A 20,603-nucleotide genomic window follows, 5' to 3' on the forward strand; every position below is an offset into this window, starting at 1 on the left:
CCCGGGCGGGCGGGGGCGCGGTGAGGGAAGGGACGCCCGCGCGGGACGCCCCGGAAGAGGCGGGCCTTAGTCGCAGGCGGCCACGCGGCCGCTCGGGACGCCGGCGCAGAGCGCGTCCTTGGTGATCCAGCCCGCGTCGACGACGACGTTCAGGTTGTCCTTGGTGATCGGCACCGGGGTCAGGAAGATGGAATCGAGTTCGACCCCGCCGGCGGAGGTCCATTTCTTCGTCCCCTCGACCTCGTCGAGCGCCTCTCCGCTGGCCAGCGCCACGGCGATGTCGGCCGCCGCCTTGCCGAGTTCGCGCGAGTCCTTCCAGATCGTGACGGTCTGGGTGCCGAGCGCGATCCGGTTCAACGCGGCGGTGTCCGCGTCCTGGCCCGAGACCGGGATTCCCGCCATGCCCTGCGCGTTCAGCGCCGCGATCGCGCCGCCGGCCGTGCCGTCGTTCGAGGCGACCACCGCGTCGACCTTGTTGTCGTTCGCGGTCAGGATCTGCTCCATGTTGCGCTGCGCGTTCGCGGGCAGCCAGCCGTCGGTATAGGCCTCGCCCACGATGGTGACGTCGCCCGAATCGATCGACTTCTGGAGCACCTCCTGCTGGCCCGCGCGCAGGAAGTCGGCGTTCGGGTCGGTCGGAGAGCCCTTGATCATCACGTAGTTGCCCTTCGGCGCCGCCTGGAGCACCGCGGAGGCCTCCATCCGCCCGACCTCGACATTGTCGAAGGTCAGGTAGAAGGCACGCGGATCCTCGATCAGCCGGTCGTAGCCCACGACCGGGATCCCCTCCGCCTCGGCCGCGTCGAGCGCGGGGCCGACGGCGGCGGAATCCTGGGCGAGAATGATGAGCGCGTTCGCGCCCTGCGAGATCAGGCTCTCGATGTCGGAAAGCTGCTTCGAGGGAGAGCTCTGCGCGTCGGCGGAGATGTATTTCGCGCCGAGCTTGTCGAGTTCGGCCTTGATCGCCGCCTCGTCCGTCTTCCAGCGCTCCTCCTGGAAGTTGGACCAGCTGACGCCCACGGTGAGATCGGCCGCCATCGCCGAGCCGGCGAGCGCGGAACCGAGCAGGGCCGCGGTGAGCAGATACTTCATGTCGTTCTCCCCAGGTTGCGGCCTCGCGCCGCGTTATCCGCGCCTCCGATTCCGGCGACCGCGCGGTGTTTTCATGGCCGGCAGATTCCCATAATAAATTCGCTTGTCAAATTTATTTTGACACCATTGGCGGGACGGGCATGTAATCTCGGGAAGATCTCCGCCCGCGCGCGCCGAAAAACGCTCGCCGCGGTGCGAAATGCCCGACGGCCCAGCTTCGCCGTCGATCCGGAGCGGGCAGGTGCGCCGATATAGTTTCCCTTACGAATTTAACTGGTGGGGCCGCCCGTGATCGAACCCTTTCCCGGGCAGGTTCAGGGCCTGCGCAGCCAGAACCGCCGCGCGATCCTCGCCGCGATCCGGCGGCTCGGCCGGACCGCCCGCGTTGATATCGCACGCGAAACCGGGATGAGCGCGGCGACGGTGACCTCGATCACCGCCGATCTCGTCGCCCGCGGCCTCGTCGAGGAGGTGGTGGACGAGGAAGCCCGGACGGCCGGCGTCACCCGCGGTCGGCCGCGGGTGCTGCTCCGGATCCGGCCCGACGCCTATCTGGTGGGCGGTGCGAAAATCTCCGAGGACCACATCACCGTCACGCTGATGGATTTCGAGGGCAACGAATCGCACCACCACGTCGTCGAGCTCCGCCTGCTCGACAAGTCGCCCGAGGAAGTGGCCGCGCATCTGCGCCGCGCGACCGAGGCGGCGCTGAAGCTCACCGGCCGCGCGCTGGGCGATCTCGCCTGCCTCGGCGTCGGCCTGCCCGGCTTCGTCGAGGCCGCGCGCGGCCGCGTCTGGTGGAGCCCCTGCTTCCGGATGCGCGACGTTCCCTTCGGCGCGCTGCTCGCCGCCGCCTTCCCCTTCCCGGTCTTCATCGACAACGACGCCAATCTCGCGGCGCTGGCCGAGCAGTGGTTCGGCTATGGGCAGGGAGTCGCGGATTTCCTCGTGGTCACGATCGAGCAGGGCGTCGGCATGGGGATCGTGCTCGACCACCGGCTGTTCCGGGGCACGCGCGGCATCGGCGCCGAATTCGGCCATGTGAAGGTCGAGCGCGACGGCGCGCTCTGCCGCTGCGGCCAGCGCGGCTGCCTCGAGGCCTATGTCGCCGATTACGCGCTGCTGCGCGAGGCGCCGATGGCGCTCGACCCGGGCGGGCCGCCGCTCGCGCCCCGCGCCGCGCTCGACGCGCTCTTCGCCGCGGCCAAGGCCGGCGATCCGACGGCGCTCTCGATCTTCGACCGGGCCGGGAGGATGTTCAGCCTCGGCCTCGCCAATCTCGTCAACATCTTCGACCCCGCGCTCGTCATCTTCTCGGGCGAGCAGATGCGTTTCGACTTCCTCTACGGCGCGCGGGTGCTGGAGCAGATGCGCGGCAACACGCTCGCTACCGGGCGGCCGGGCCCGCGGGTCCGGGTGCACAAATGGGGCGACCGGCTCTGGGCGATGGGCGCCGCGGCGCTCGCCATCGACGGGCTGACCGAGCGCGTGCTGCGCGAGCCGCCGCCCGGCGAGGCGGCGGAGGGTCAGGGCAGCAGCCCGGCCTCGCGGTAATAGGCCTCGGCCGCGGGATGCAGCGGGGCGCCCAGGCCCCCGGTCACCGCGGCCTTCCGGTCGAGACCCGCCAGCACCGGGACGAGCCCGGTCAGCATGTCGAAATCGCCGAGGATGCCGGAGATGATGTCGCGCACCTCAGGATCGGGCGTCTCCGCGCGGGTGAGAAGCGTGGCGCCGGGACCGAAGCTCGGCGTCGGATCGGGATTGCCGCGATAGACGCCGCCGGGGATCTCCGCCTTCACGAGCGCGGGCGTGTCCGCGACGAGCCTGTCGACCGCCGCCCCCCCGGCCGGCACCAGCCGCGCGTCGCAACCCCGCGTCGTCTCGCGGATCACGAGCGCCGGATGGCCGATCGCGATCATGTAGGCGTCGATCCGGCCCCCGCAGAGCGCCGCGGCCAGATCCTCCGGCGCGAGATCGGGCGTTTCCGCGAAACTCGCATCGCTCCAGCCGAGCGCCGCGACCAGCGTCTCGGCCAGCGCGCGCTGGCCCGAGCCCTGCTGGCCGAGCGCCACGCGCTTGCCCTGGAGGTCCGTGAGCGAGGCGATCCCGGCATCGGCGCGGGCGACCACGCTCAGCGGCTCGGGGTAGAGCGACATGACCGCGCGAAGATCCTCCATCGGCCCCGCCTGCGCGAAGGCGCCGGCGCCGGCGATCGCCTCGGCCGCGACGTCGGTCTGGGCGAGCGCCAGGCCCGCCTCGCCGGCGCGCAGCGCCTCGATATTTGCGACCGAGCCCTCGCTCGGCACGGCGGCGCAGCGCAGTCCGGTCTCGGGACGATGCTGATTCGGCAAGCGGCAGAGCGCCACGCCGACGGGATAATAGACCCCGGCGAGGCTGCCGGTCCCGAGCAGGATCACGGTCGGGCCGCTCTGGCTGGCTGGCTCTTCGCTGGCTGGCGCGGGGCTGGCTGGCGGTTGGCTGGCTGGCGACACGGCGGCCGCCCCCTCGGGCGGCTTCGCCCCCTGGTCCTGACCGGTCTCCTGAGCGCGGAGCGGTCCGGCGGCGGGACCGAGCATCAGCGCGAGGCCGAGCATCGGGGCGAGAAACGGGACGCGGCGAAGCATGGAACCTCCTCGGGCGGGCGGGCGCGCCCCGGAGAAACTAGCTCCCGCGTCGCCTTCCGGCAATCGCGCGCGAGGCCACGCGCGACCGGAAGGCGCGGCGGATCACTCCGCGTCGGGCGCGGGCTCGGCGTTCAGCTGCTCGTAGTTCGGCTGGCCGATGCGCTCGAGCAGTTCGAGCTGGGTCTCGAGGAAATCCACATGGCCTTCCTCGTCGGTCAGCAGTTCCTCGAAGAGGTTCTTCGACACGTAGTCGCGCACGCTCTCGCAATAGTCGCGCGCTTCCTTGTAGAGCTTCACCGCGTCGAGCTCGGCGGCGAGGTCGCATTCGAGCGTTTCCTTCGAGCTCTCGCCGATGCGCAGCGGGTCGAGGGTCTGCAGGTTCGGATGGCCTTCGAGGAAGATGATCCGGTCCATCAGCTTGTCGGCGTGGCCCATTTCCTCGATCGACTCGGCGCGCGACTTCTTCGCGAGCTTGCCGAGGCCCCAGTCGGCCTGCAGGCGGTAGTGCAGCCAGTACTGGTTGATCGCCGTCAGTTCGCTGCGCAGCGCCTTGTTGAGATAGTCGATAACGCCCTGGTCGCCCTTCATGAGCTCGTCTCCTCGCGGAACGACGGGCATCCATGCCCGCCCTCGCCCGGACCTTAGGCAAGAGGTCCGCGGGGCGCAATATGGAATGGTTCTAAACTGCGGAGAAAAGTCCGCCCTGCCCGGCCGCTACTCCGGGACGGTGGCGAGGCGCGCGCGCCGGCGCAGGTCGCGCAGTTCCGCCGGAACGCCCAGCTTGTCGTTCGAGCGCATCTTGTCGACGAAGAGCCGGATGCAGGCGCCGCATTCCGGCGTCTTGCCCAGGGCGCGATAGATCTTGCCGGGGGTGATCAGCGTGTAGGGGTCCGCGTCCCGCATCCAGTCGATCGCCTGGTGGATGTCACGGTCGCTGATATGCGCGCAGGAACACACGATCATGGCCGAGGGTCCGGAAGGGAGCGATCGAATGCGGGCATGGCGAGTCGCCTCTGCGTAGGGTTTCTCGAAACCTGACAAAGGAACTCGGAATAATCAAGGGGCCGGAAGGGCTCCCGGTCGCAAATGTGATCGAAAGCCTCGGGATTGATTTCGCCGCCGGGGCCGGACCGGAGTCAGGCCACCGCGCGCGAGAGCGCGCACTGGCTCCAGAGGTCGCTCAGCGCGCGGACCAGATGGTCGATATCGGCGTCGCTGTGATAGGGCGTCGGCGTCAGCCGCAGCCGCTCCCCGCCTTTCGGAACCGTCGGGTAGTTGATCGGCTGGACGTAGATCCCGTAGTCCCGCAGCAGGATGTCGGAGATCATCTTGCACTTCACCGGGTCCTTCACCATCACCGGCACGATGTGGCTCGGGTTCGGCAGGTGCGGGATGCCGATCGCGTCGAGCCGGGCGCGCAGCTTCGCCACGTTGGCCCGCTGGCGCATCCGCTCCATGTCGCTGCCCTTCAGGTGGCGGATGCTGGCCCGCGCGCCCGCCGCGACGGCGGGCGGCAGCGCGGTGGTGAAGATGAAGCCGCTCGCGAAGCTGCGGATGAAATCGACCAGGTCGCGCGAACCGGTGACATAGCCGCCGACGACGCCGAAGGCCTTGCCGAGCGTGCCCTCGATCAGGGTCACACGGTCCATCAGCCCCTCGCGCTCCGCGACGCCGCCGCCGCGGGGGCCGTACATGCCGACCGCGTGCACCTCGTCGAGATAGGTCATCGCGCCGTATTTCTCGGCCACGTCGAGGATCTCGGCGATCGGGGCGATGTCGCCGTCCATCGAATAGACGCTCTCGAAGGCGACGACCTTGGGCGCGGCGGGATCGAGTTCCGCGAGATGCCGCTCGAGATCGCGCGGGTCGTTGTGCTTCCAGATCCGCTTCTCGCAGCGGGCGTGGCGGATGCCCTCGATCATGCTGGCGTGGTTGAACGCGTCGGAGAGAATCACGCAGCCTTCGAGCTTCGCGCCCAGCGTGCCGAGCGCGGCCCAGTTCGAGACATAGCCGCTCGTGAAGAGGAGCGCCGCCTCCTTGCCATGCAGATCGGCCAGTTCGGCCTCGAGCAGCACATGGTCGTGATTGTTGCCGGAGATGTTGCGCGTGCCACCCGCGCCCGCGCCGCAGCGGTCGAGCGCCTCGTGCATCGCCGTCAGCACGACCGGGTGCTGGCCCATGCCGAGATAGTCGTTCGAGCACCAGACGGTGACGCCGCTGACCGTTCCGTCCGTGTGCCGGCGGGCGCGCGGAAACGCGCCGTTCTCGCGCTCGAGCTCGGCGAAGACACGGTAGTTGCCTTCGGCCCGGAGCGCGTCCAGGTGCTTGCGGAACAGGGAATCGTAATCCATCTCGCTTCCTTCGGCATCACGCGGCGCCCGGTTTCCGGACCCCGTGTCGGCAACGAAACCGCGCCCCCCGCGGGGCGCGCGCGCCGCTGCCCATATCACCAAGCCGCCCGCCGGAACAGCCCCGGAACGGCGCCCGCATCCTGCCGCGGAAATTCGTCACGGCCACCGGGACGATGGTCGCATGACCGGTCAATGCAAGATGTTGGAACCATTCTAACCCGTCAGCCCCCGCCGCGGCAAGCTTCCGGCGCGCCTCCCCGCCCGGAAGTCCTTCGCCTCATCGCGCGGGTTCGGCCCAGAGGCCGCGCAACCGCGCCGCCACCGGGGCGAGGACGAAGCCGACGACGGGAATCAGCGCGAGGCCGACCAGCAGCCCGACCACGCCGAAACAGGCCGCCTCCACGAGCCAGCCCGCGAAACCCTTCGCAAAGGGCGCCGCCTCGGAGGCGGCGTGGGAGAGGTCATGGATCAGATGCCCCGGCTGCTCCACGCCGAGCGTCTCGAGCCCGTGCGTCAGGATCCCGCCCCCGACCCAGATCATCGCGGCCGTGCCGACGCCCGCCAGCGCGGTCAGGAAGGGCGGCATCGCCCGGACGATCGCGAGGCCGATCCGGCGGCGCAGCCCCGCGCCGCCCTCCGCCATCGCGAGACCGATGTCGTCCGCCTTCACGATCAGCGCGACGACCCCGTAGACGGCGAGCGTGATGATGATCCCGATGACCGCGAGCACGGCGGCGCGGTTCCAGAAGCCGCCGTCCGGCACCGCGGCGAGGGCGAGCACCATGATCTCTGCCGAGAGGATGAAATCGGTGCGCACCGCGCTCGCCACCTTGGCATCCTCGAGCGCCTCGGGCGAGCGCGCCCCGGCCGCCGCCTCCGCCTCTTCCTCGCCGGCGCCATGGTGGAAGAAGATCTCGAACACCTTCTCCGCGCCCTCGTAGGCGAGATAGGCGCCGCCGACCATCAGCAGCGGCGTGATCGCCCAGGCCGCGAAGAGCGACAGCAGCAGCGCGATCGGAAGCAGGAAGACGAGCTTGTTGACGAGCGAGCCCTTCGCGATCCGCGCGATGATCGGCAGTTCGCGGCTCGGGTGCAGCCCGACGACATAGCGCGGCGTCACGGCGGTGTCGTCGATCAGGATGCCGCTCGACTTCACGCTGACCTTGGCGGCGTGTCCGACCACGTCGTCGACGGAGGCGGCCGCGAGTTTCGCGAGGCCCGCGATGTCGTCGAGCAATGCGATCAGTCCGACACTCATGCCTTGTCCTCCCCGTTCCGCCCAAGCCGTCGCCCAGCCCTCGCCCGGAGCTTAGCGGCCCGGGGCGTCCCGGCGCCAGTGCCCGCGTGGGGCCAACGCCCCGAGGCGGGCGCGCGTTCCGGGACGGCCGAGAACCGGGGAAGCCCTCCCCTCAAGGGGCTTCCCCGGCCGGCGCGTGGCTGTCCCCCGCCCGGGCGCCGGGCGCCGCCCGCGGATCCGGACCGACCCACCATCGGGCCGGACCGCGCCGCGGCGCCACCGGAGGCACCGAGCCCGCCACGCACGCTCCCGGGGTCTCGGGGACCCGCGCGGGACGCAATGACATGATGTTCGGAGAGCGGCGGATCCTGGTCTCGGGCGCTTCTGCCTCGGCCGCCGTTGGATCGACTATGCCCGACGGCGCGGAAACCGCAAGGAAATCCCGCGGAGAAGTTGATTAGACTCAATCTCTTCTTCGCCGAAAGGCCGCGCCCCCGGCGAAGGACGGCGCGGAGGAATCCCGCGCCGCCCGTTCGGCTCCGCGATCAGTAGCGGTAGTGCTCGGCCTTGTAGGGGCCGTCGACGGCGACGCCGATGTAATCGGCCTGTTCCGGCAGGAGCTCGGTCAGCTTCACGCCGATCTTCGCGAGATGCAGCCGCGCGACCTTCTCGTCGAGATGCTTCGGCAGGATGTAGACCTGATTCTCGTACTGGTCGCCCTTGGTGAAGAGCTCGATCTGGGCCAGCACCTGGTTCGTGAAGGAGGCCGACATCACGAAGGACGGGTGGCCGGTCGCATTGCCGAGGTTCAGGAGCCGGCCCTGGGAGAGCAGGATGATGCGCTTCCCGTCCGGGAAGCCGATCATGTCGACCTGATCCTTGATGTTGGTCCAGGTCATGTTCTTGAGCGCGGCGACCTGGATCTCGTTGTCGAAATGGCCGATGTTGCCGACGATGGCCATGTCCTTCATCTCGCGCATGTGCTCGAGCCGGATCACGTCCTTGTTGCCGGTCGTGGTGACGAAGATGTCGGCCTTCGCAGCCACGTCCTCGAGCCGGACGACCTCGAACCCGTCCATCGCCGCCTGAAGCGCGCAGATCGGGTCGATCTCGGTCACCTGCACCCGCGCGCCCGCGCCCCTGAGCGAGGCCGCCGAGCCCTTGCCCACGTCGCCGTAGCCGAGCACGACTGCGGTCTTGCCCGCCATCATCGTGTCGGTCGCCCGCCGGATGCCGTCGACGAGCGATTCCTTGCAGCCGTACTTGTTGTCGAACTTCGACTTGGTGACCGAGTCGTTGACGTTGATCGCCGGGAAGGGCAGCCGGCCCTTCTCCATCAGCTGGTAGAGCCTGTGCACGCCGGTCGTGGTCTCCTCCGACACGCCCCTGATCCTGTGACGCTGCTTCACGAACCAGCCGGGCTCGGCGGCGAGGCGCTTGCGGATCTGGGCGAAGAAGTAGATCTCCTCCTCGGAGCCGGGGGTCTCGATGAGCGCGGTCTCGCCCTCCTCGACCCGCGCGCCGGTCAGGATGTACATCGTCGCATCGCCGCCGTCGTCGAGGATCATGTTCGCGCCGTCGGCGAAGTCGAAGATCCGGTCGGTATAGGCCCAGTACTCCTCGAGCGTCTCGCCCTTCACCGCGAAGACCGGGATGCCGCGCGCCGCGATCGCCGCCGCCGCGTGGTCCTGGGTCGAGAAGATGTTGCACGACGCCCAGCGCACTTCCGCGCCGAGATGGACCAGCGTCTCGATCAGCACGGCGGTCTGGATCGTCATGTGCAGGCTGCCGGCGATCCGCGCGCCGCTGAGCGGCTTCGCCTCGCCGAACTCCGCCCGGAGCGCCATCAGCCCCGGCATCTCGGTCTCGGCGATGTCGAGCTCCTTGCGGCCGAAATCGGCCAGGTTGATGTCCTTGACGATGTAATCAGCGCCCATGCGAAAAACTCCGAACGACTATGGCCGAACCCGAACCAGCGCCCCGCGTTTACCAGCCGTTCCCGCTCTCGACAACAGCGGCCCGCGCGCGCTTAGGTCTCCGGCGAACTCGCGCGGCGACGGGCGGCGCGGAGAGCGGGAGGTGACAGTGACGATCGAACTCGCCGCCGGCGACGCCCCGAAGAGCGACAAGGCCATCGTCTTCGCCTGCGACGCCAATTACGCCCCCTTCGCCTGGTTCGCCGCCGCCCGGATCGCCGCGCTGTCGCCGGGGCGCGACTTCGACATCTGCCTCGCGGCGACGGAGCCGCTGACGGCCCCCGCGGGGCTCGCGATCGGCGCGCGGATCTGCCGGATCGGGACCGGCGACGCCTTCGCCGCGCTTTGCCGCGACACCCGGCGGACCGGGGCGGCCTATCTGCGCTACGCGCTGCCGCGGGCGCTGGGGCGCGACTACCGGCGGATCCTCTATCTCGACGCCGACATCTTCCCGCAGGCGGGCGATCTCTCGGCGCTGCTCGACATCGACCTGCTCGGCCACGCGGTCGGCGCGGTGCGCGACAATTCGCAGTGGCGCACGCCCTCGCGCCGGCCCCGCTCCTTCGGACGGCTCGGCCTGCCCTGGGCGCCCTATTTCAACAGCGGCGTGCTGCTGATCGACACCGCCGCCTACGAGGCGGCGGGGGTGCTGGACCGCGCGCTGGCGCTCGGCGCCGAATACCCGCCCGAGCGGATCGGCCTCGACCAGGAACTGATCAACGCGACGCTGCGCGGGGACTGGGCCGAACTCTCGCCGGTCTGGAACTGGCAATATACCTGGGCCTCGCGGCTGCTCGAAGGCATGGTCTGCGCCAATCTGGTGCATTTCATCGGCCACCGGAAACCCTGGACCCACGACGGCGGCGAACTGCCGCCCCGGTTCCGCCGCGCCTATCGCGCCTTTCTCGCCACGCATTTTCCCGACCGGCCGCCGATCGGGCCGGACGGGATGCTTCCGCACCGCAATCCGGTCTTCCTCTATCAGCTCTATCTCAAGCATCTCGTCAGCACCTGGCCGATGATCGCCTATCTCTCCCGCTTCCCGGACGAACTGACCGCGCTCGAACCCGACTGACGCCCGCGGTCTCGACAAGCACCCCCGGCGGCGGCTAGCACGCTGGCAACCCCGGAGCGGAGAAGGACGGACATGGCGAAGGCGCGCGCGTGGCAAAGGATGCTGTCGGGCCGCAGGCTGGACCTGCTCGATCCCTCGCCGCTCGACATCGAGATCGAGGACATCGCCCATGGCCTCGCCTTCGTCGCGCGCTGGAACGGCCAGACGACCGGGGACTTCCCCTATTCCGTCGCCGAGCATTCGCTGCTCGTCGAGGAGATCTACGGCCAGATCGCGACGCGGCCGCTGCCACGCTGGCGGCTCGCCGCGCTGCTGCACGACGCCCCGGAATACGTGATCGGCGACATGATCTCGCCGGTGAAGGCGGCGATCGGCCCGGGCTACGCCGCGCTCGACATCCGCCTCGCCCAGGCGGTGCACCTGCGCTTCGGCCTGCCCGCGACGCTGCCCGCGCCGGTGAAGGCGCAGATCAAGCGCGCCGACCGCGTCTCCGCCTGGATCGAGGCGGTGCGGCTCGCGGGGTTCACGCTGGAGGAGGCCGACCGCTTCTTCGGCGACGCCCGCGCCGCAGGCCTCGAAGGCCGCGCGCTGACGCTACGCCCGCCCGCGGAAGTGAAACAGGCCTTCATCGCCCGGTTCGAGGACCTGATGCGCGACTGCGAGCCGCGATAGGCCCAGGCGGCGGCATCCGGTGCGAAGCCGACCCCGGCCATCTCCGGCGCGGCCGCATTGCGCTTGACGGCCGTCGCGGGCTACACCACCTAACGATCCGGCCCGACCGCAACGATGCTGGCCGCCGCCCAGACCGGACGCGGCGGCCGACGCGATGGAGACGCTCCGCATGGAACTCAAGCCCGCCGCCCAGACCGACACGCTGATCAAGGACGGGGACGAAGCCGGCTTCATGGCCGACGTGGTCGACGCCTCGATGGAGGTTCCGGTCATCGTCGATTTCTGGGCGCCCTGGTGCGGCCCCTGCAAGTCGCTCGGACCCACGCTCGAAAAGGCGGTGACCGAGGCGAAGGGCAAGGTCCGGCTCGTCAAGATCGACGTCGACCAGAACCCGCGGATCGCCGCCCAGCTCCGCGTCCAGTCGATCCCGGCGGTCTTCGCCTTCTACAAGGGCCAGCCGATCGACGGCTTCATGGGCGCGCAGTCGCCCGCGCAGATCAAGGATTTCATCGCGCGGCTGATCGAGGGTTCAGGCGGCAACGCCGGGCTCGAGGAGGCGCTCGCCATGGCCGAGGAGATGCTCGACGAGGGCGCGGTCGCGGACGCGGCGCAGACCTTCGCCGCGATCCTCGCCGAGGACGAAGGCAACGCCGCGGCGCTCGGCGGGCTCGCCCGCGCCCATCTCGCGCTCGGCGAGGTCGAGAAGGCGGCGGCGATCCTCGATCTCGCGCCGAAGGAGAAGCTCAACGATCCGGCGATCCTCGCCGCCCGCGCGCAGATCGAGCTCGCCGGGACCGGCGCCGACGCGGGCGAGGTGGCCCGGCTTGGCGCCGAGGTCGAGCGCGATCCCGCCAACCACCAGGCCCGCTTCGATCTCGCCGACGCGCTGATCGCCAAGGGCGACGCCGAGGAGGCGATCGCCCAGCTGCTCGAGCTCTTCCGGCGCGACCGGGAATGGAACGACGGCGCCGCCAAGGCGCGGCTCTTCACGCTCTTCGACAGCCTCGGGCCGAAGCATCCGGCGGTGCTCAAGGGACGGCGCGGCCTTTCCTCGATGATCTTCGCCTGACGGGCGGGGGCGGGTCATGGCCAAGACCTTCACCCTGGCCGATCTTCCGGACTGCGTTCCGATCTTCCCGCTGCCCGGCGCGCTGCTCCTGCCCCGCGCGCGGCTGCCGCTCAACATCTTCGAGCCGCGCTACCTCGCGATGCTCGAGGATACGCTGAAGACGCCGCACCGGCTGATCGGCATGATCCAGCCCGTCCCCCTGCCCGAGGGGCGCGCCGCCCCGGGCCATATGCGGCTGCACCAGATCGGCTGCGCCGGCCGCGTCACCGCGCTGCAGGAGACCGAGGACGGGCGGTATCTCATCACCCTCTCCGGCGTCTGCCGCTTCCGGATCGGCGACCCGCGCGAGGGATTTGCGCCCTATCTGCGCGCCGAGGTCGCGTGGGCGGATTTCGAGCGCGACCTCGGCCGGACCGAGCAGGACCCGGGTTTCGACCGCCCGGCCTTCCTCGACGTGCTGGCGCGCTTCTTCGCCGCCGCGCAGCTCAATTCCGACTGGGACAGCCTGAAGCAGGCGGAGCCGGAGCTGCTCGTCAATTCGCTCTCGATCCTCTGCCCGTTCGATCCGGAGGAAAAGCAGGCGCTGCTCGAGGCGCCGACGCTCGCGACCCGGCGGGAGACGCTGGTCACGCTGATGGAATTCGCCCTCAGGGGCGGCGGCGAGGAAGGATCCATCCAATGACGGAAATGCCCGAGGCCCCGGCGGCGGGCGCCGGCGCGCATGCGATCGACCGGCGGATGCTCGAATTCCTGGTCTGCCCGGTCACCCGCGGCCCGCTCGTCTACGACGCCGCCCGGCAGGAGCTGATCTCGCGCGGCGCGCATCTCGCCTTCCCGATCCGGGGCGGCATCCCGGTGATGCTGATCGACGAGGCACGCCGCCTCGACGACTGAGGCCCGGTCCCGGCGCGGGAATAAGCCTATGCATATTCGCGCGCCGGACCGGAATATGCATAGGCTTATTCGCCCGAGGGTCAGCCCCGGATCGCCCGGAGCATGCGCTCGACATTCGCGGGATCCGCGTCGGGCGTGATGCCGTGGCCGAGGTTGAAGACATGGGGCCCGCCGGCGAAGGCCGCGACGCAGGCGCGCGTCGCCGCGTCGAGCGCGGAGCCGCCGGTCACGAGCAGGAGCGGGTCGAGATTGCCCTGCAGGCAGATCCCCGGCAGCGCGCGGCGCGCCCAGGCCGGATCGACCGAGGTGTCGAGCGCGAGCGCGGAGACCCCCGTCGCCGCGGCGAAGCTCTGGTAGTTGCCGCCCGCGCCGCGCGGGAAGCCGATCACCGGCACGCCGGGCGCCGCCGCCCTCAGCGCCGCAACGATCCGCGCGGCCGGGCGCGCGCAATAGGCGTCGAATTCCGCGCCGGGCAGCGCCCCCGCCCAGCTGTCGAAGAGCTTCACCACCTCGGCCCCGGCCTCGATCTGGCGCAGCAGATAGGCGATCGTCGCCTCGGTGATGCGCTCGATCAGCGCGTCGAAGACCGGGCGGTCCGTGTAGATGAGCCGGCGCGCCGGCGCCTGGTCGGGCGTACCCCGGCCCGCGACCATGTAGGTGGCGACCGTCCAGGGCGCGCCCGCGAAGCCGATCAGCGCTGTTTCCGCCGGAAGCTCGGCGCGGAGCCGCCGCACCGTCTCGTAGACCGGGGCCAGCGTCTCGTGGATCGCCTCGGCCGGGCCGAGCCGCGCGAGATCCTCGGCGCCCGTCACGGTCGAGAGCCGCGGCCCCTCGCCCTCGACGAAGCGGAGATCGGCCCCGAGCGCCTGGGGCACCAGCAGGATGTCGGCGAAGAGGATCGCCGCGTCGAAGCCGAAGCGGCGGATCGGCTGCAGCGTGACCTCGGTCGCGAGATCGGGATCGTAGCAGAGATCGAGGAAGCTGCCGGCCCTGGCCCGGGTGGCGCGATATTCCGGCAGGTAGCGCCCCGCCTGCCGCATCATCCAGACCGGCGGAACGGCCAGCGTCTCGCCCGCGAGCGCCCGCATCAGAAGCTTGGTCCCGGTCCGCATGGCCGCCCGCTCATCCTGTTTGTCGTTGTCTCCGCGCGACCTAACGGATAAAGCGGACGGAGAAAAGACGGGGAGGCCAGATCGCGCCCCCCACCCGACAGGGATCCCGATCTCCGCTCCATGACCGACCTTCCCGATCCAGACCGGCCGTTACGAATCGGCACCCGGGGCAGCCCTCTGGCGCTCGCCCAGGCGCAGGAGACCAAGATCCGGCTGATGGCGGCGCATGGCCTGCCCGAGGCCGCCTTCGTGATCGTTCCGATCAAGACGACGGGCGACCGGGTGCAGGACCGCTCGCTGTCGGAGCTGGGCGGCAAGGGCCTCTTCACGCGCGAGATCGAGGACGCGCTGCTCGCGGGCGAGATAGACATCGCCGTGCACTCCATGAAGGACATGCCGACGCTGCAGCCTGGCGGACTCGCGATCACCTGCTACCTGCCGCGGGAGGATGTGCGCGACGCCTTCGTGTCGCTCGACGCGCGCGCGCTGGGCGATCTTCCGCCCGGGGCGGTGGTCGGCACCTCCTCGCTCCGGCGGCGGGCGCAGCTGCGCCACCGCCGGCCGGATCTCGAGGTGGTGGAGTTCCGCGGCAACGTGCAGACCCGGCTCCGCAAGCTCTCCGAAGGGGTGGCGGAGGCGACCTTCCTCGCCATGGCCGGGCTGCGGCGGCTCGGCCTCCCGGAGATCGCGAAGGCGCCGATTCCCGTCGACGAAATGCTGCCCGCCGTCGCGCAGGGCGCGATCGGCGTGGAGCAGCGGCTGGACGACGCGGCGGTTGGCGCGCTGCTGGCGCGAATCAACGACGCGGATACGTGCCATCGCCTGCGCGCCGAGCGCGCGCTTCTCGCCGGGCTCGACGGATCCTGCCAGACGCCGATCGCGGGGCTTGCGACCCTTTCGGAGGGGAAGTTGCGGCTCCGGGCGGAGATCCTGCGTCCCGACGGATCGGAATGCGTCGCGGGCGAGACGAGCGGCGGGATCGCGGAGGCGGAGGATCTGGGCGCCGCGCTGGCCGCGGAGCTGCTCGGGCGCGCGGGCCCCGGTTTCCTCGCCAGCTAGGCGGCGGCGCCGAAGATCGTCTCGGAGTGGCGCGCGAGATAGAGCCTGAGCCAGGGGGTGAACCGCTCCGGCGCCTCGGCGATCTCCCGGACGAGTTCCGCCAGCGTCGGCCAGCGCCAGTCCATCACCTCGGCGGGATCGGGCCGGATCTCGAGTTCCGGCCGCCACGCGCCGGTGAAGAGGCGCACCACCTCGTGCTCCACCATGCCGCCGCCCACCTCGGCGCGGTATTCGATCTCGCCGCGCGGTTCCAGCGCGACGCCGGAGAGGCCCAGTTCCTCACCGAGCCGCCGCGCCGCGCAATCCGCCGGCGCCTCGCCCCAGCGCGGATGCGTGCAGCAGGCATTCGCCCAGAGGCCCGGCGTGTGATACTTGCCGAGCGCCCGGCGCTGGATCAGCAGCCGGTCGCCCCGGAGCAGGAAGACGGAGACCGCGGGATGGCGCAGGCCGCGCCGGTGCACGTCGAGCTTGTCGAGCGGGATCAGTTCGCCATTCAGCCAGGCGGGGATCAATTGCGTCATGGCGCCTTCTGGAGCGGCGCGCCGCTCGGGTCAACCGACCGGCCGGGGCGTCTTCCGAACGATGTCGCGGAGGCTGGCAGTCCCTACGGGAGTCGAACCCGTCTTTCCAGATTGAGAATCTGATGTCCTAACCGATAGACGAAGGGACCGTCCGGCATGCGTCGTGCACGGCGCGTGGCCGTGGCAGTCCCTACGGGAGTCGAACCCGTCTTTTCAGATTGAAAATCTGACGTCCTAACCGATAGACGAAGGGACCAGCGGGGCGCTATGTAACGGGGGCGCCGGTGGGGATCAAGCACCTTTTGATGGATTCCCGCGCGAAATTTGCACGGGGCTCAGACCGGGGCGACATCCTCGAGATGCAGCTTCGCCCGCGCCCGCCCGCCCCAGTCGTCGCGCTCCAGCCGTCCCGCGAAATGCAGCCGCGCGCCGACCGAGTTCTCCAGCAGTTCGCCAAGCGGCGTCGCGAAGGCGCGGAAGAGCATCGCCTCGAGCTGCCCCGTCCCCGCGCCGCCGAGGCGGAGCGCGAGATGGCCGTCGCCGACGCGCCGGATGCCCGCGAGCCGCGTCTCCGCGAGGACGAGCCGGGGCGTGGGGCTGCCGGCGCCGAAGGGCCCGGCGGCGGCGATCAGCGCGGCGAGCTCGGGTGTCGCGGCCGAGGCGTCGATCATGCCCTCGACCGTCAGCTCGTCCGGCTCGCCCGCGCCCGCCCCCTCCGCGGCGAGGAGTTCGCCGAGGCGGTCCATGGCCGGGCCGAGCTGGGCGCGGGAGAGGCTGAGCCCCGCGGCCATCCGGTGGCCGCCGCCCTTCTCGATCAGCCCCTCGCGCGCGAGCCGGGCGATGGCCGAGCCGAGGTCGACGCCGGCGATGGAGCGCGCGGAGCCCTTGCCCGCCTCGCCGTCGAAGCCGATCACGACGGAGGGGCGGCCATGCGCCTCCTTCAGCCGCGCGGCGACGATGCCGACGACGCCGGGATGCCAGCCCTCGCCGGCGGCCCAGACGAGCGGCGCCTCCCCGTCGCCGCGGGCGGCGACCTGCGCCCCGGCGGCGGCGAGCACCGCCGCCTCGAGGTCGCGCCGCGCGCCGTTCAGCCGGTGCAGCCGCTCGGCCAGCGCCGCGGCCTCGTCGGCGTCGCGCGTCGCGAGCAGCCGCGCGCCGAGATCCGCGGCGCCGATCCGCCCGCCCGCGTTCACCCGGGGGCCAAGCACGAAGCCGAGCGTGTAGGGCGTCGGCTCGCCCTTCGCGCCTGCGATCCGCGCCAGCGCCTCGACCCCCGGGCGGCCGCGCCCGGCCATCACGCGCAGCCCCTGGCGGACGAAGGCGCGGTTGAGCCCGGTCAGCGGGGCGACGTCGGCGACGGTGGCGAGCGCCACGAGATCGAGGAGCCCCATCAGGTCCGGGCCCGTCACGCCTTCCGCCCGCAGGAGCCGGTTCGCCGCGACGAGCAGCAGGAAGACCACGCCCGCCGCGCAGAGATAGCCGAGGCCCGACTCCTCGTCCTGCCGGTTCGGATTGACCACCGCGAGCGCGTCGGGCAGCGTTTCGCCCGCGAGGTGGTGGTCGACCACCACGACGTCGCAGCCGGCCGCGGCGATCGGCTCGAAGCTCAGCGTGCCGCAGTCGACGCAGAGGATGAGGTCATGCTCGGCGCCGAGCGCGCGCATCGCGGGCACGTTCGGGCCGTAGCCCTCGTCGATCCGGTCGGGGATGTAGAGCGTCGCGCCGAGCCCCAGCCCGCGCAGCCAGTCGATCAGGAGCGCCGCCGAGGCGCCGCCGTCGACGTCGTAATCGGCGAAGACCGCGATCCGTTCCCGGCCGCGCACGGCCGCGCGGAGCCGCTCCGCCGCGCGGTCCATGTCGCGCAGGCGCGACGGGTTCGGCATCAGGTCGCGGAGCGAGGGGGCGAGATAGGCGGCGGCCTCCGCCGGCCGCACGCCCCGGCGCGCGAGCACGGCGGCGACGACGGCGGGCGTCCCCGCCGCCTGGGCGATCGCCCGGGCGAGCCGGTCCTGATCGGGCGTGGGGCCGATCCAGCGACGCCCGGTCGCGGAGCGCGCGACGCCGAGGAAGGCGGGGGATTCGGCCGCCGGTCCGGCCGCGAGGCCGCGCGGGGCATGGTTCATTTCCGGTCCTCCTCCCCGCCGGACCCCGGGGGCCTCGGCGGCATGTCGTCCCGCCAGCTTCGTCCCGGCGGGATCGACGCGCGGTCTAGGGGTTCGAGCGTCGGGCGCTCGGCCATGCCGTCGTGCCACGGCTCGCTCACCGGCGGGCGGCCCGCCGGCCCGGAGCCCGACAGGATCCCCCAGAGCTTGCGCGAGGCGGCGTAGAGGCCGAGGCTCGCGCCCGCGAGCCAGACCACGAGGAACAGGCCCGCGAACACGTCCCCGCCGAGCGCCGCGGCGCCGAGCATGACGACCGCGAGGATCATCGCCGCGCCCCAGAGGATCAGCCACACGATCAGGAAACCGGCGGCGACGATCCGGGAGCGGGGAGGCCGGGACATGGTCAGTTGTTGCGCTGCCGGTAGAAGAGGCGGCGCACCGAGCCGGTCTTGGAGCGCATCAGGATCGTCTCGGTCTCCATCCACTCGCCGTCGCGGCGCGCGCCATGGACGAGCGAGCCGTCGGTGACGCCGGTCGCCGCGAAGATCACGTCCTGGGTCACCAGTTCGTCGCGGGAGTAGATCTTGTCGAGATCGTCGATCCCGGCCTTCCTGGCGCGGCCCTTCTCGTCGTCGTTGCGGAAGAGCAGCCTGCCCCACATCTGGCCGCCCATGCACTTGAGCGCCGCGGCCGCCAGCACGCCCTCCGGAGCGCCGCCCGAGCCCATGTACATGTCGATGCCGGTCTTGGCCGCCTCGGCGCAGTGCATCACGCCCGCGACGTCGCCGTCGGTGATCAGGCGGATGCGCGCGCCCGCCTCGCGGAGTTCCTCGATGAGCGCCTCGTGACGCGGGCGTTCCAGAACGCAGCACATGATGCCCCTGGGATCCGTGCCCTTGGCCCTGGCGAGCGCCTTCACCCGTTCGGTCGGGGTCATCTCGAGGCTGACGACATCCTTCTCGTAGCCCGGTCCGATCGCGAGCTTTTCCATGTAGACGTCGGGCGCGTGCAGCATCGAGCCGCGCGGACCCATCGCGATGACGGCGAGCGAGTTCGGCATGTCCTTGGCGCAGAGCGTCGTGCCCTCGAGCGGGTCGAGCGCGATGTCGACGCCCGGCCCCTTGCCGGTGCCGACCTCCTCGCCGATGTAGAGCATCGGCGCCTCGTCGCGCTCGCCCTCGCCGATCACGACCACGCCCTGGATGTCGAGCAGGTTCAGCTGCGTGCGCATCGCATCGACGGCGGCCTGGTCGGCGGCCTTCTCGTGCCCGCTGCCCACGAGCTTGGCGGCTGCGATCGCGGCCGCCTCCGACACCCGGGCGAGGCCCAGGGAAAGCATGCGGTCAGCGAAGAGTTCATCGACGGACATCTGGTTACCTTTCAAGCAGCTGCCTTGGCCACGTTCTAGACATTATGCCGGCGCCGAGAAACCCGTTTCGCCCGGGGCGGGACCGGTTCGCGCCCGAGACCCCTCACACGTCCTCGATCCGGATCGCGACCGGCGCCGCGCGGCAGACGTCGAGCGCGGCGATCCGGGCGAGCGCCCCGTCGAGCGCCGCGCGCTCGGCGCGGTGGGTGACGATCAGCACCGGCGCCTCCGCGTCGGCGTGTTCGTACTGGCGCATCCGGTTGATCGAGATGCCGGCCTCCCCGAGCGCGGCGGCGACCCGGGCCAGCACGCCGGGCGCGTCGGTGAGCGAGAAGCGCAGGTAATAGGCGGCCGGCAGCCCCTCCGCCGTCCGGTTCGCCGCGGCGAGGGCGCCGGCGGGCTGGCCGAAGGCCGGCATGACGAGGCCCCGCGCCACGTCGATCACGTCGCCGACGATGGCCGAGGCGGTCGCGCCGGCGCCCGCCCCGGGGCCCTGACAGACGATCTGGCCGACGAAATCGCCCTCGACGAGCACGAGATTCGTCACGCCCTCGAGCTGGCCGATCGGGGAATGCGCGGGCACGAGGCAGGGCTGCATCCGCGCCTCGAGCCCGTCGGCGTTGGCCTGGGCGACGCCGAGCAGCTTGATCCGGTAGCCCATGTCGGCGGCCTGCTCGATATCGGCGAGGCTCACACGCTCGATCCCCTCGATCGCGACCGCGTCGAAATCGACCCGGGTGCCGAAGGCGATCGAGACGAGCAGCGCGAGCTTCTGCGCCGCGTCGATCCCGCCCACGTCGAAACTCGGATCCGCCTCGGCGTAGCCGAGCCGCTGCGCCTCGGCGAGCACGGTCTCGTAGGAGGCGCCGGTCGCCTCCATCTGGGTCAGGATGTAGTTGCAGGTGCCGTTCATCACGCCCATGACGCGGCGGATCCGGTTGCCGGCGAGCCCCTCGGTCAGCGCCTTCACGATCGGGATCCCGCCCGCGACCGCGGCCTCGAACCGGAGCGCCGCGCCCGCCGCCTCCGCCTTCTCGGCGAGCATCTGGCCGTGACGCGCCATCATCGCCTTGTTCGCGGTCACGACATGCTTGCCCGAGCCGAGCGCGGTCAGCGCGGTGGCCTTCGCCGGCCCGTCCTCGCCCCCGATCACCTCGATCACGAGGTCCACGTCGTCGCGGCGCGCGAGGGCGACCGGATCGTCCTCCCAGTCATAGGCGGAGATGTCGACGCCGCGGTCGCGGCCGCGCGAGCGCGCGCTGATCGCGACGATCTCGACCGGCCGGCCGGCCCGCGCGGCGATGAGCCCGCCGTTTTCCTGGATCACCCTGATCACGCCGGCCCCGACCGTGCCGAGACCCGCGATGGCGACGCGCAGGGGATTGTTCATGTCGGTCTCCGGGCTTCGAGGCATGGCGCTTCCTCGTAGTGGAGTGCCGGGCGCGCCGCA

The 20,603-nt window shown here is 71.1% G+C and carries 20 protein-coding genes and 2 tRNA genes; 7 read left to right on the forward strand and 15 right to left on the reverse strand.

All coding sequences use genetic code 11. The annotated features are described in order from the left end of the window. Positions 1-66 precede the first annotated feature (66 nt). Positions 67-1,092: a D-xylose ABC transporter substrate-binding protein gene (xylF, locus tag FJM51_RS14905; protein WP_140454932.1), complete on the reverse strand. Its 1,026-nt coding sequence runs from the start codon at positions 1,090-1,092 to the stop codon at positions 67-69. Between the two features lie 288 nt (positions 1,093-1,380). Between xylF and FJM51_RS14910 the strand changes: the two genes are divergently transcribed. Further along, a complete protein-coding gene (locus tag FJM51_RS14910; RefSeq protein ID WP_233713136.1) occupies positions 1,381-2,646 on the forward strand; it encodes an ROK family transcriptional regulator in 1,266 nt (421 codons plus the stop codon). On the opposite strand, the gene FJM51_RS14915 is transcribed toward FJM51_RS14910, so the two are convergent. The 6 genes from FJM51_RS14915 to ahcY form a co-directional block, all read right to left on the reverse strand. Continuing rightward, positions 2,619-3,716 (reverse strand): TAXI family TRAP transporter solute-binding subunit, encoded by a 1,098-nt coding sequence (locus FJM51_RS14915; protein WP_140454933.1) that lies wholly within the window; start codon positions 3,714-3,716, stop codon positions 2,619-2,621. The two genes, FJM51_RS14910 and FJM51_RS14915, sit on opposite strands and share 28 nt — an antisense overlap. Before the next feature lie 102 nt (positions 3,717-3,818). Next, positions 3,819-4,304 (reverse strand): bacterioferritin, encoded by a 486-nt coding sequence (gene bfr, locus FJM51_RS14920; protein ID WP_140454934.1) that lies wholly within the window; start codon positions 4,302-4,304, stop codon positions 3,819-3,821. Positions 4,305-4,430: 126 nt separating this feature from the next. Continuing rightward, the gene (locus FJM51_RS14925; protein ID WP_140454935.1) at positions 4,431-4,679 is read right to left on the reverse strand and encodes a (2Fe-2S)-binding protein; all 249 of its coding nucleotides are present in this window, start codon (positions 4,677-4,679) and stop codon (positions 4,431-4,433) included. A 173-nt stretch (positions 4,680-4,852) separates the two neighbouring features. Further along, on the reverse strand, positions 4,853-6,067 hold the full coding sequence (gene hemA, locus FJM51_RS14930; protein WP_140454936.1) for a 5-aminolevulinate synthase: 1,215 nt from the start codon (positions 6,065-6,067) through the stop codon (positions 4,853-4,855). 277 nt (positions 6,068-6,344) lie between these two features. Beyond that, positions 6,345-7,325 carry a DUF808 domain-containing protein gene (locus FJM51_RS14935; RefSeq protein ID WP_140454937.1) on the reverse strand — a complete coding sequence of 327 codons (981 nt, stop codon included), beginning with the start codon at positions 7,323-7,325 and terminating at the stop codon, positions 6,345-6,347. A 524-nt stretch (positions 7,326-7,849) separates the two neighbouring features. Continuing rightward, the gene (gene ahcY / locus FJM51_RS14940; protein WP_140454938.1) at positions 7,850-9,241 is read right to left on the reverse strand and encodes an adenosylhomocysteinase; all 1,392 of its coding nucleotides are present in this window, start codon (positions 9,239-9,241) and stop codon (positions 7,850-7,852) included. Positions 9,242-9,383: 142 nt separating this feature from the next. Here ahcY and FJM51_RS14945 point away from each other — a divergent pair, with 142 nt between their 5' ends. The 5 genes from FJM51_RS14945 (at position 9,384) to FJM51_RS14965 (ending at position 12,990) form a co-directional block, all read left to right on the forward strand. After that, a complete protein-coding gene (locus FJM51_RS14945; protein WP_233713137.1) occupies positions 9,384-10,355 on the forward strand; it encodes a glycosyltransferase family 8 protein in 972 nt (323 codons plus the stop codon). Positions 10,356-10,427: 72 nt separating this feature from the next. Next, positions 10,428-11,027 (forward strand): HD domain-containing protein, encoded by a 600-nt coding sequence (locus tag FJM51_RS14950; protein WP_140454940.1) that lies wholly within the window; start codon positions 10,428-10,430, stop codon positions 11,025-11,027. A gap of 169 nt (positions 11,028-11,196) precedes the next feature. Further along, positions 11,197-12,096: a thioredoxin gene (gene trxA, locus FJM51_RS14955; protein WP_140454941.1), complete on the forward strand. Its 900-nt coding sequence runs from the start codon at positions 11,197-11,199 to the stop codon at positions 12,094-12,096. A gap of 16 nt (positions 12,097-12,112) precedes the next feature. Beyond that, positions 12,113-12,778, forward strand: coding sequence for an LON peptidase substrate-binding domain-containing protein (locus FJM51_RS14960; RefSeq protein ID WP_140454942.1), 666 nt, complete (start codon positions 12,113-12,115; stop codon positions 12,776-12,778). Between the two features lie 5 nt (positions 12,779-12,783). After that, positions 12,784-12,990 (forward strand): Trm112 family protein, encoded by a 207-nt coding sequence (locus tag FJM51_RS14965; RefSeq protein WP_438502762.1) that lies wholly within the window; start codon positions 12,784-12,786, stop codon positions 12,988-12,990. Positions 12,991-13,070: 80 nt separating this feature from the next. Here the strand turns inward: FJM51_RS14965 and hemE are convergent, their stop codons facing one another. Next, entirely contained in the window at positions 13,071-14,102 is a 1,032-nt protein-coding gene (gene hemE / locus FJM51_RS14970; RefSeq protein WP_140454944.1) for a uroporphyrinogen decarboxylase, read from the reverse strand. 120 nt (positions 14,103-14,222) lie between these two features. Between hemE and hemC the strand changes: the two genes are divergently transcribed. Next, a complete protein-coding gene (hemC, locus tag FJM51_RS14975; protein WP_140454945.1) occupies positions 14,223-15,161 on the forward strand; it encodes a hydroxymethylbilane synthase in 939 nt (312 codons plus the stop codon). Here the strand turns inward: hemC and idi are convergent. From idi to FJM51_RS15010, 7 genes are all read right to left on the reverse strand, one after another. Beyond that, positions 15,158-15,682 carry an isopentenyl-diphosphate Delta-isomerase gene (gene idi, locus FJM51_RS14980; RefSeq protein ID WP_140454946.1) on the reverse strand — a complete coding sequence of 175 codons (525 nt, stop codon included), beginning with the start codon at positions 15,680-15,682 and terminating at the stop codon, positions 15,158-15,160. The genes hemC and idi overlap by 4 nt on opposite strands. Positions 15,683-15,756: 74 nt before the next feature. Further along, positions 15,757-15,831, reverse strand: a tRNA-Glu gene (locus tag FJM51_RS14985). A gap of 32 nt (positions 15,832-15,863) precedes the next feature. Next, a tRNA-Glu gene (locus FJM51_RS14990) sits at positions 15,864-15,938 on the reverse strand. A gap of 79 nt (positions 15,939-16,017) precedes the next feature. Further along, entirely contained in the window at positions 16,018-17,805 is a 1,788-nt protein-coding gene (gene recJ, locus FJM51_RS14995) for a single-stranded-DNA-specific exonuclease RecJ (RefSeq protein ID WP_140454947.1), read from the reverse strand. After that, complete coding sequence (locus tag FJM51_RS15000) at positions 17,802-18,185, reverse strand: hypothetical protein (RefSeq protein WP_140454948.1); 384 nt, start codon at positions 18,183-18,185, stop codon at positions 17,802-17,804. The genes recJ and FJM51_RS15000 overlap by 4 nt, the downstream gene beginning before the upstream one ends. Before the next feature lie 2 nt (positions 18,186-18,187). Beyond that, positions 18,188-19,153, reverse strand: a complete 966-nt coding sequence (glpX, locus tag FJM51_RS15005; RefSeq protein ID WP_140454949.1) for a class II fructose-bisphosphatase — start codon at positions 19,151-19,153, stop codon at positions 18,188-18,190. A gap of 103 nt (positions 19,154-19,256) precedes the next feature. Further along, positions 19,257-20,543, reverse strand: a complete 1,287-nt coding sequence (locus tag FJM51_RS15010; protein WP_140454950.1) for a homoserine dehydrogenase — start codon at positions 20,541-20,543, stop codon at positions 19,257-19,259. Positions 20,544-20,603 lie beyond the last annotated feature (60 nt).

The sequence above is a fragment of the Amaricoccus solimangrovi genome (assembly GCF_006385685.1).
GTDB lineage: Bacteria > Pseudomonadota > Alphaproteobacteria > Rhodobacterales > Rhodobacteraceae > Amaricoccus > Amaricoccus solimangrovi.

Coding starts and splice junctions, on each gene's coding strand:
- FJM51_RS14915 (WP_140454933.1), bottom strand. CDS start 3,716: ATGCTTCGCCGCGTCCCGTTTCTCGCCCCGATGCTCGGCCTCGCGCTG.
- FJM51_RS14935 (WP_140454937.1), bottom strand. CDS start 7,325: ATGAGTGTCGGACTGATCGCATTGCTCGACGACATCGCGGGCCTCGCG.
- trxA (WP_140454941.1), top strand. CDS start 11,197: ATGGAACTCAAGCCCGCCGCCCAGACCGACACGCTGATCAAGGACGGG.
- hemE (WP_140454944.1), bottom strand. CDS start 14,102: ATGCGGACCGGGACCAAGCTTCTGATGCGGGCGCTCGCGGGCGAGACG.
- xylF (WP_140454932.1), bottom strand. CDS start 1,092: ATGAAGTATCTGCTCACCGCGGCCCTGCTCGGTTCCGCGCTCGCCGGC.
- FJM51_RS14965 (WP_438502762.1), top strand. CDS start 12,784: ATGCCCGAGGCCCCGGCGGCGGGCGCCGGCGCGCATGCGATCGACCGG.
- ahcY (WP_140454938.1), bottom strand. CDS start 9,241: ATGGGCGCTGATTACATCGTCAAGGACATCAACCTGGCCGATTTCGGC.
- FJM51_RS14925 (WP_140454935.1), bottom strand. CDS start 4,679: ATGATCGTGTGTTCCTGCGCGCATATCAGCGACCGTGACATCCACCAG.
- FJM51_RS14950 (WP_140454940.1), top strand. CDS start 10,428: ATGGCGAAGGCGCGCGCGTGGCAAAGGATGCTGTCGGGCCGCAGGCTG.
- bfr (WP_140454934.1), bottom strand. CDS start 4,304: ATGAAGGGCGACCAGGGCGTTATCGACTATCTCAACAAGGCGCTGCGC.
- FJM51_RS15010 (WP_140454950.1), bottom strand. CDS start 20,543: ATGAACAATCCCCTGCGCGTCGCCATCGCGGGTCTCGGCACGGTCGGG.
- idi (WP_140454946.1), bottom strand. CDS start 15,682: ATGACGCAATTGATCCCCGCCTGGCTGAATGGCGAACTGATCCCGCTC.
- glpX (WP_140454949.1), bottom strand. CDS start 19,153: ATGTCCGTCGATGAACTCTTCGCTGACCGCATGCTTTCCCTGGGCCTC.
- FJM51_RS14960 (WP_140454942.1), top strand. CDS start 12,113: ATGGCCAAGACCTTCACCCTGGCCGATCTTCCGGACTGCGTTCCGATC.
- hemC (WP_140454945.1), top strand. CDS start 14,223: ATGACCGACCTTCCCGATCCAGACCGGCCGTTACGAATCGGCACCCGG.
- hemA (WP_140454936.1), bottom strand. CDS start 6,067: ATGGATTACGATTCCCTGTTCCGCAAGCACCTGGACGCGCTCCGGGCC.
- recJ (WP_140454947.1), bottom strand. CDS start 17,805: ATGAACCATGCCCCGCGCGGCCTCGCGGCCGGACCGGCGGCCGAATCC.
- FJM51_RS15000 (WP_140454948.1), bottom strand. CDS start 18,185: ATGTCCCGGCCTCCCCGCTCCCGGATCGTCGCCGCCGGTTTCCTGATC.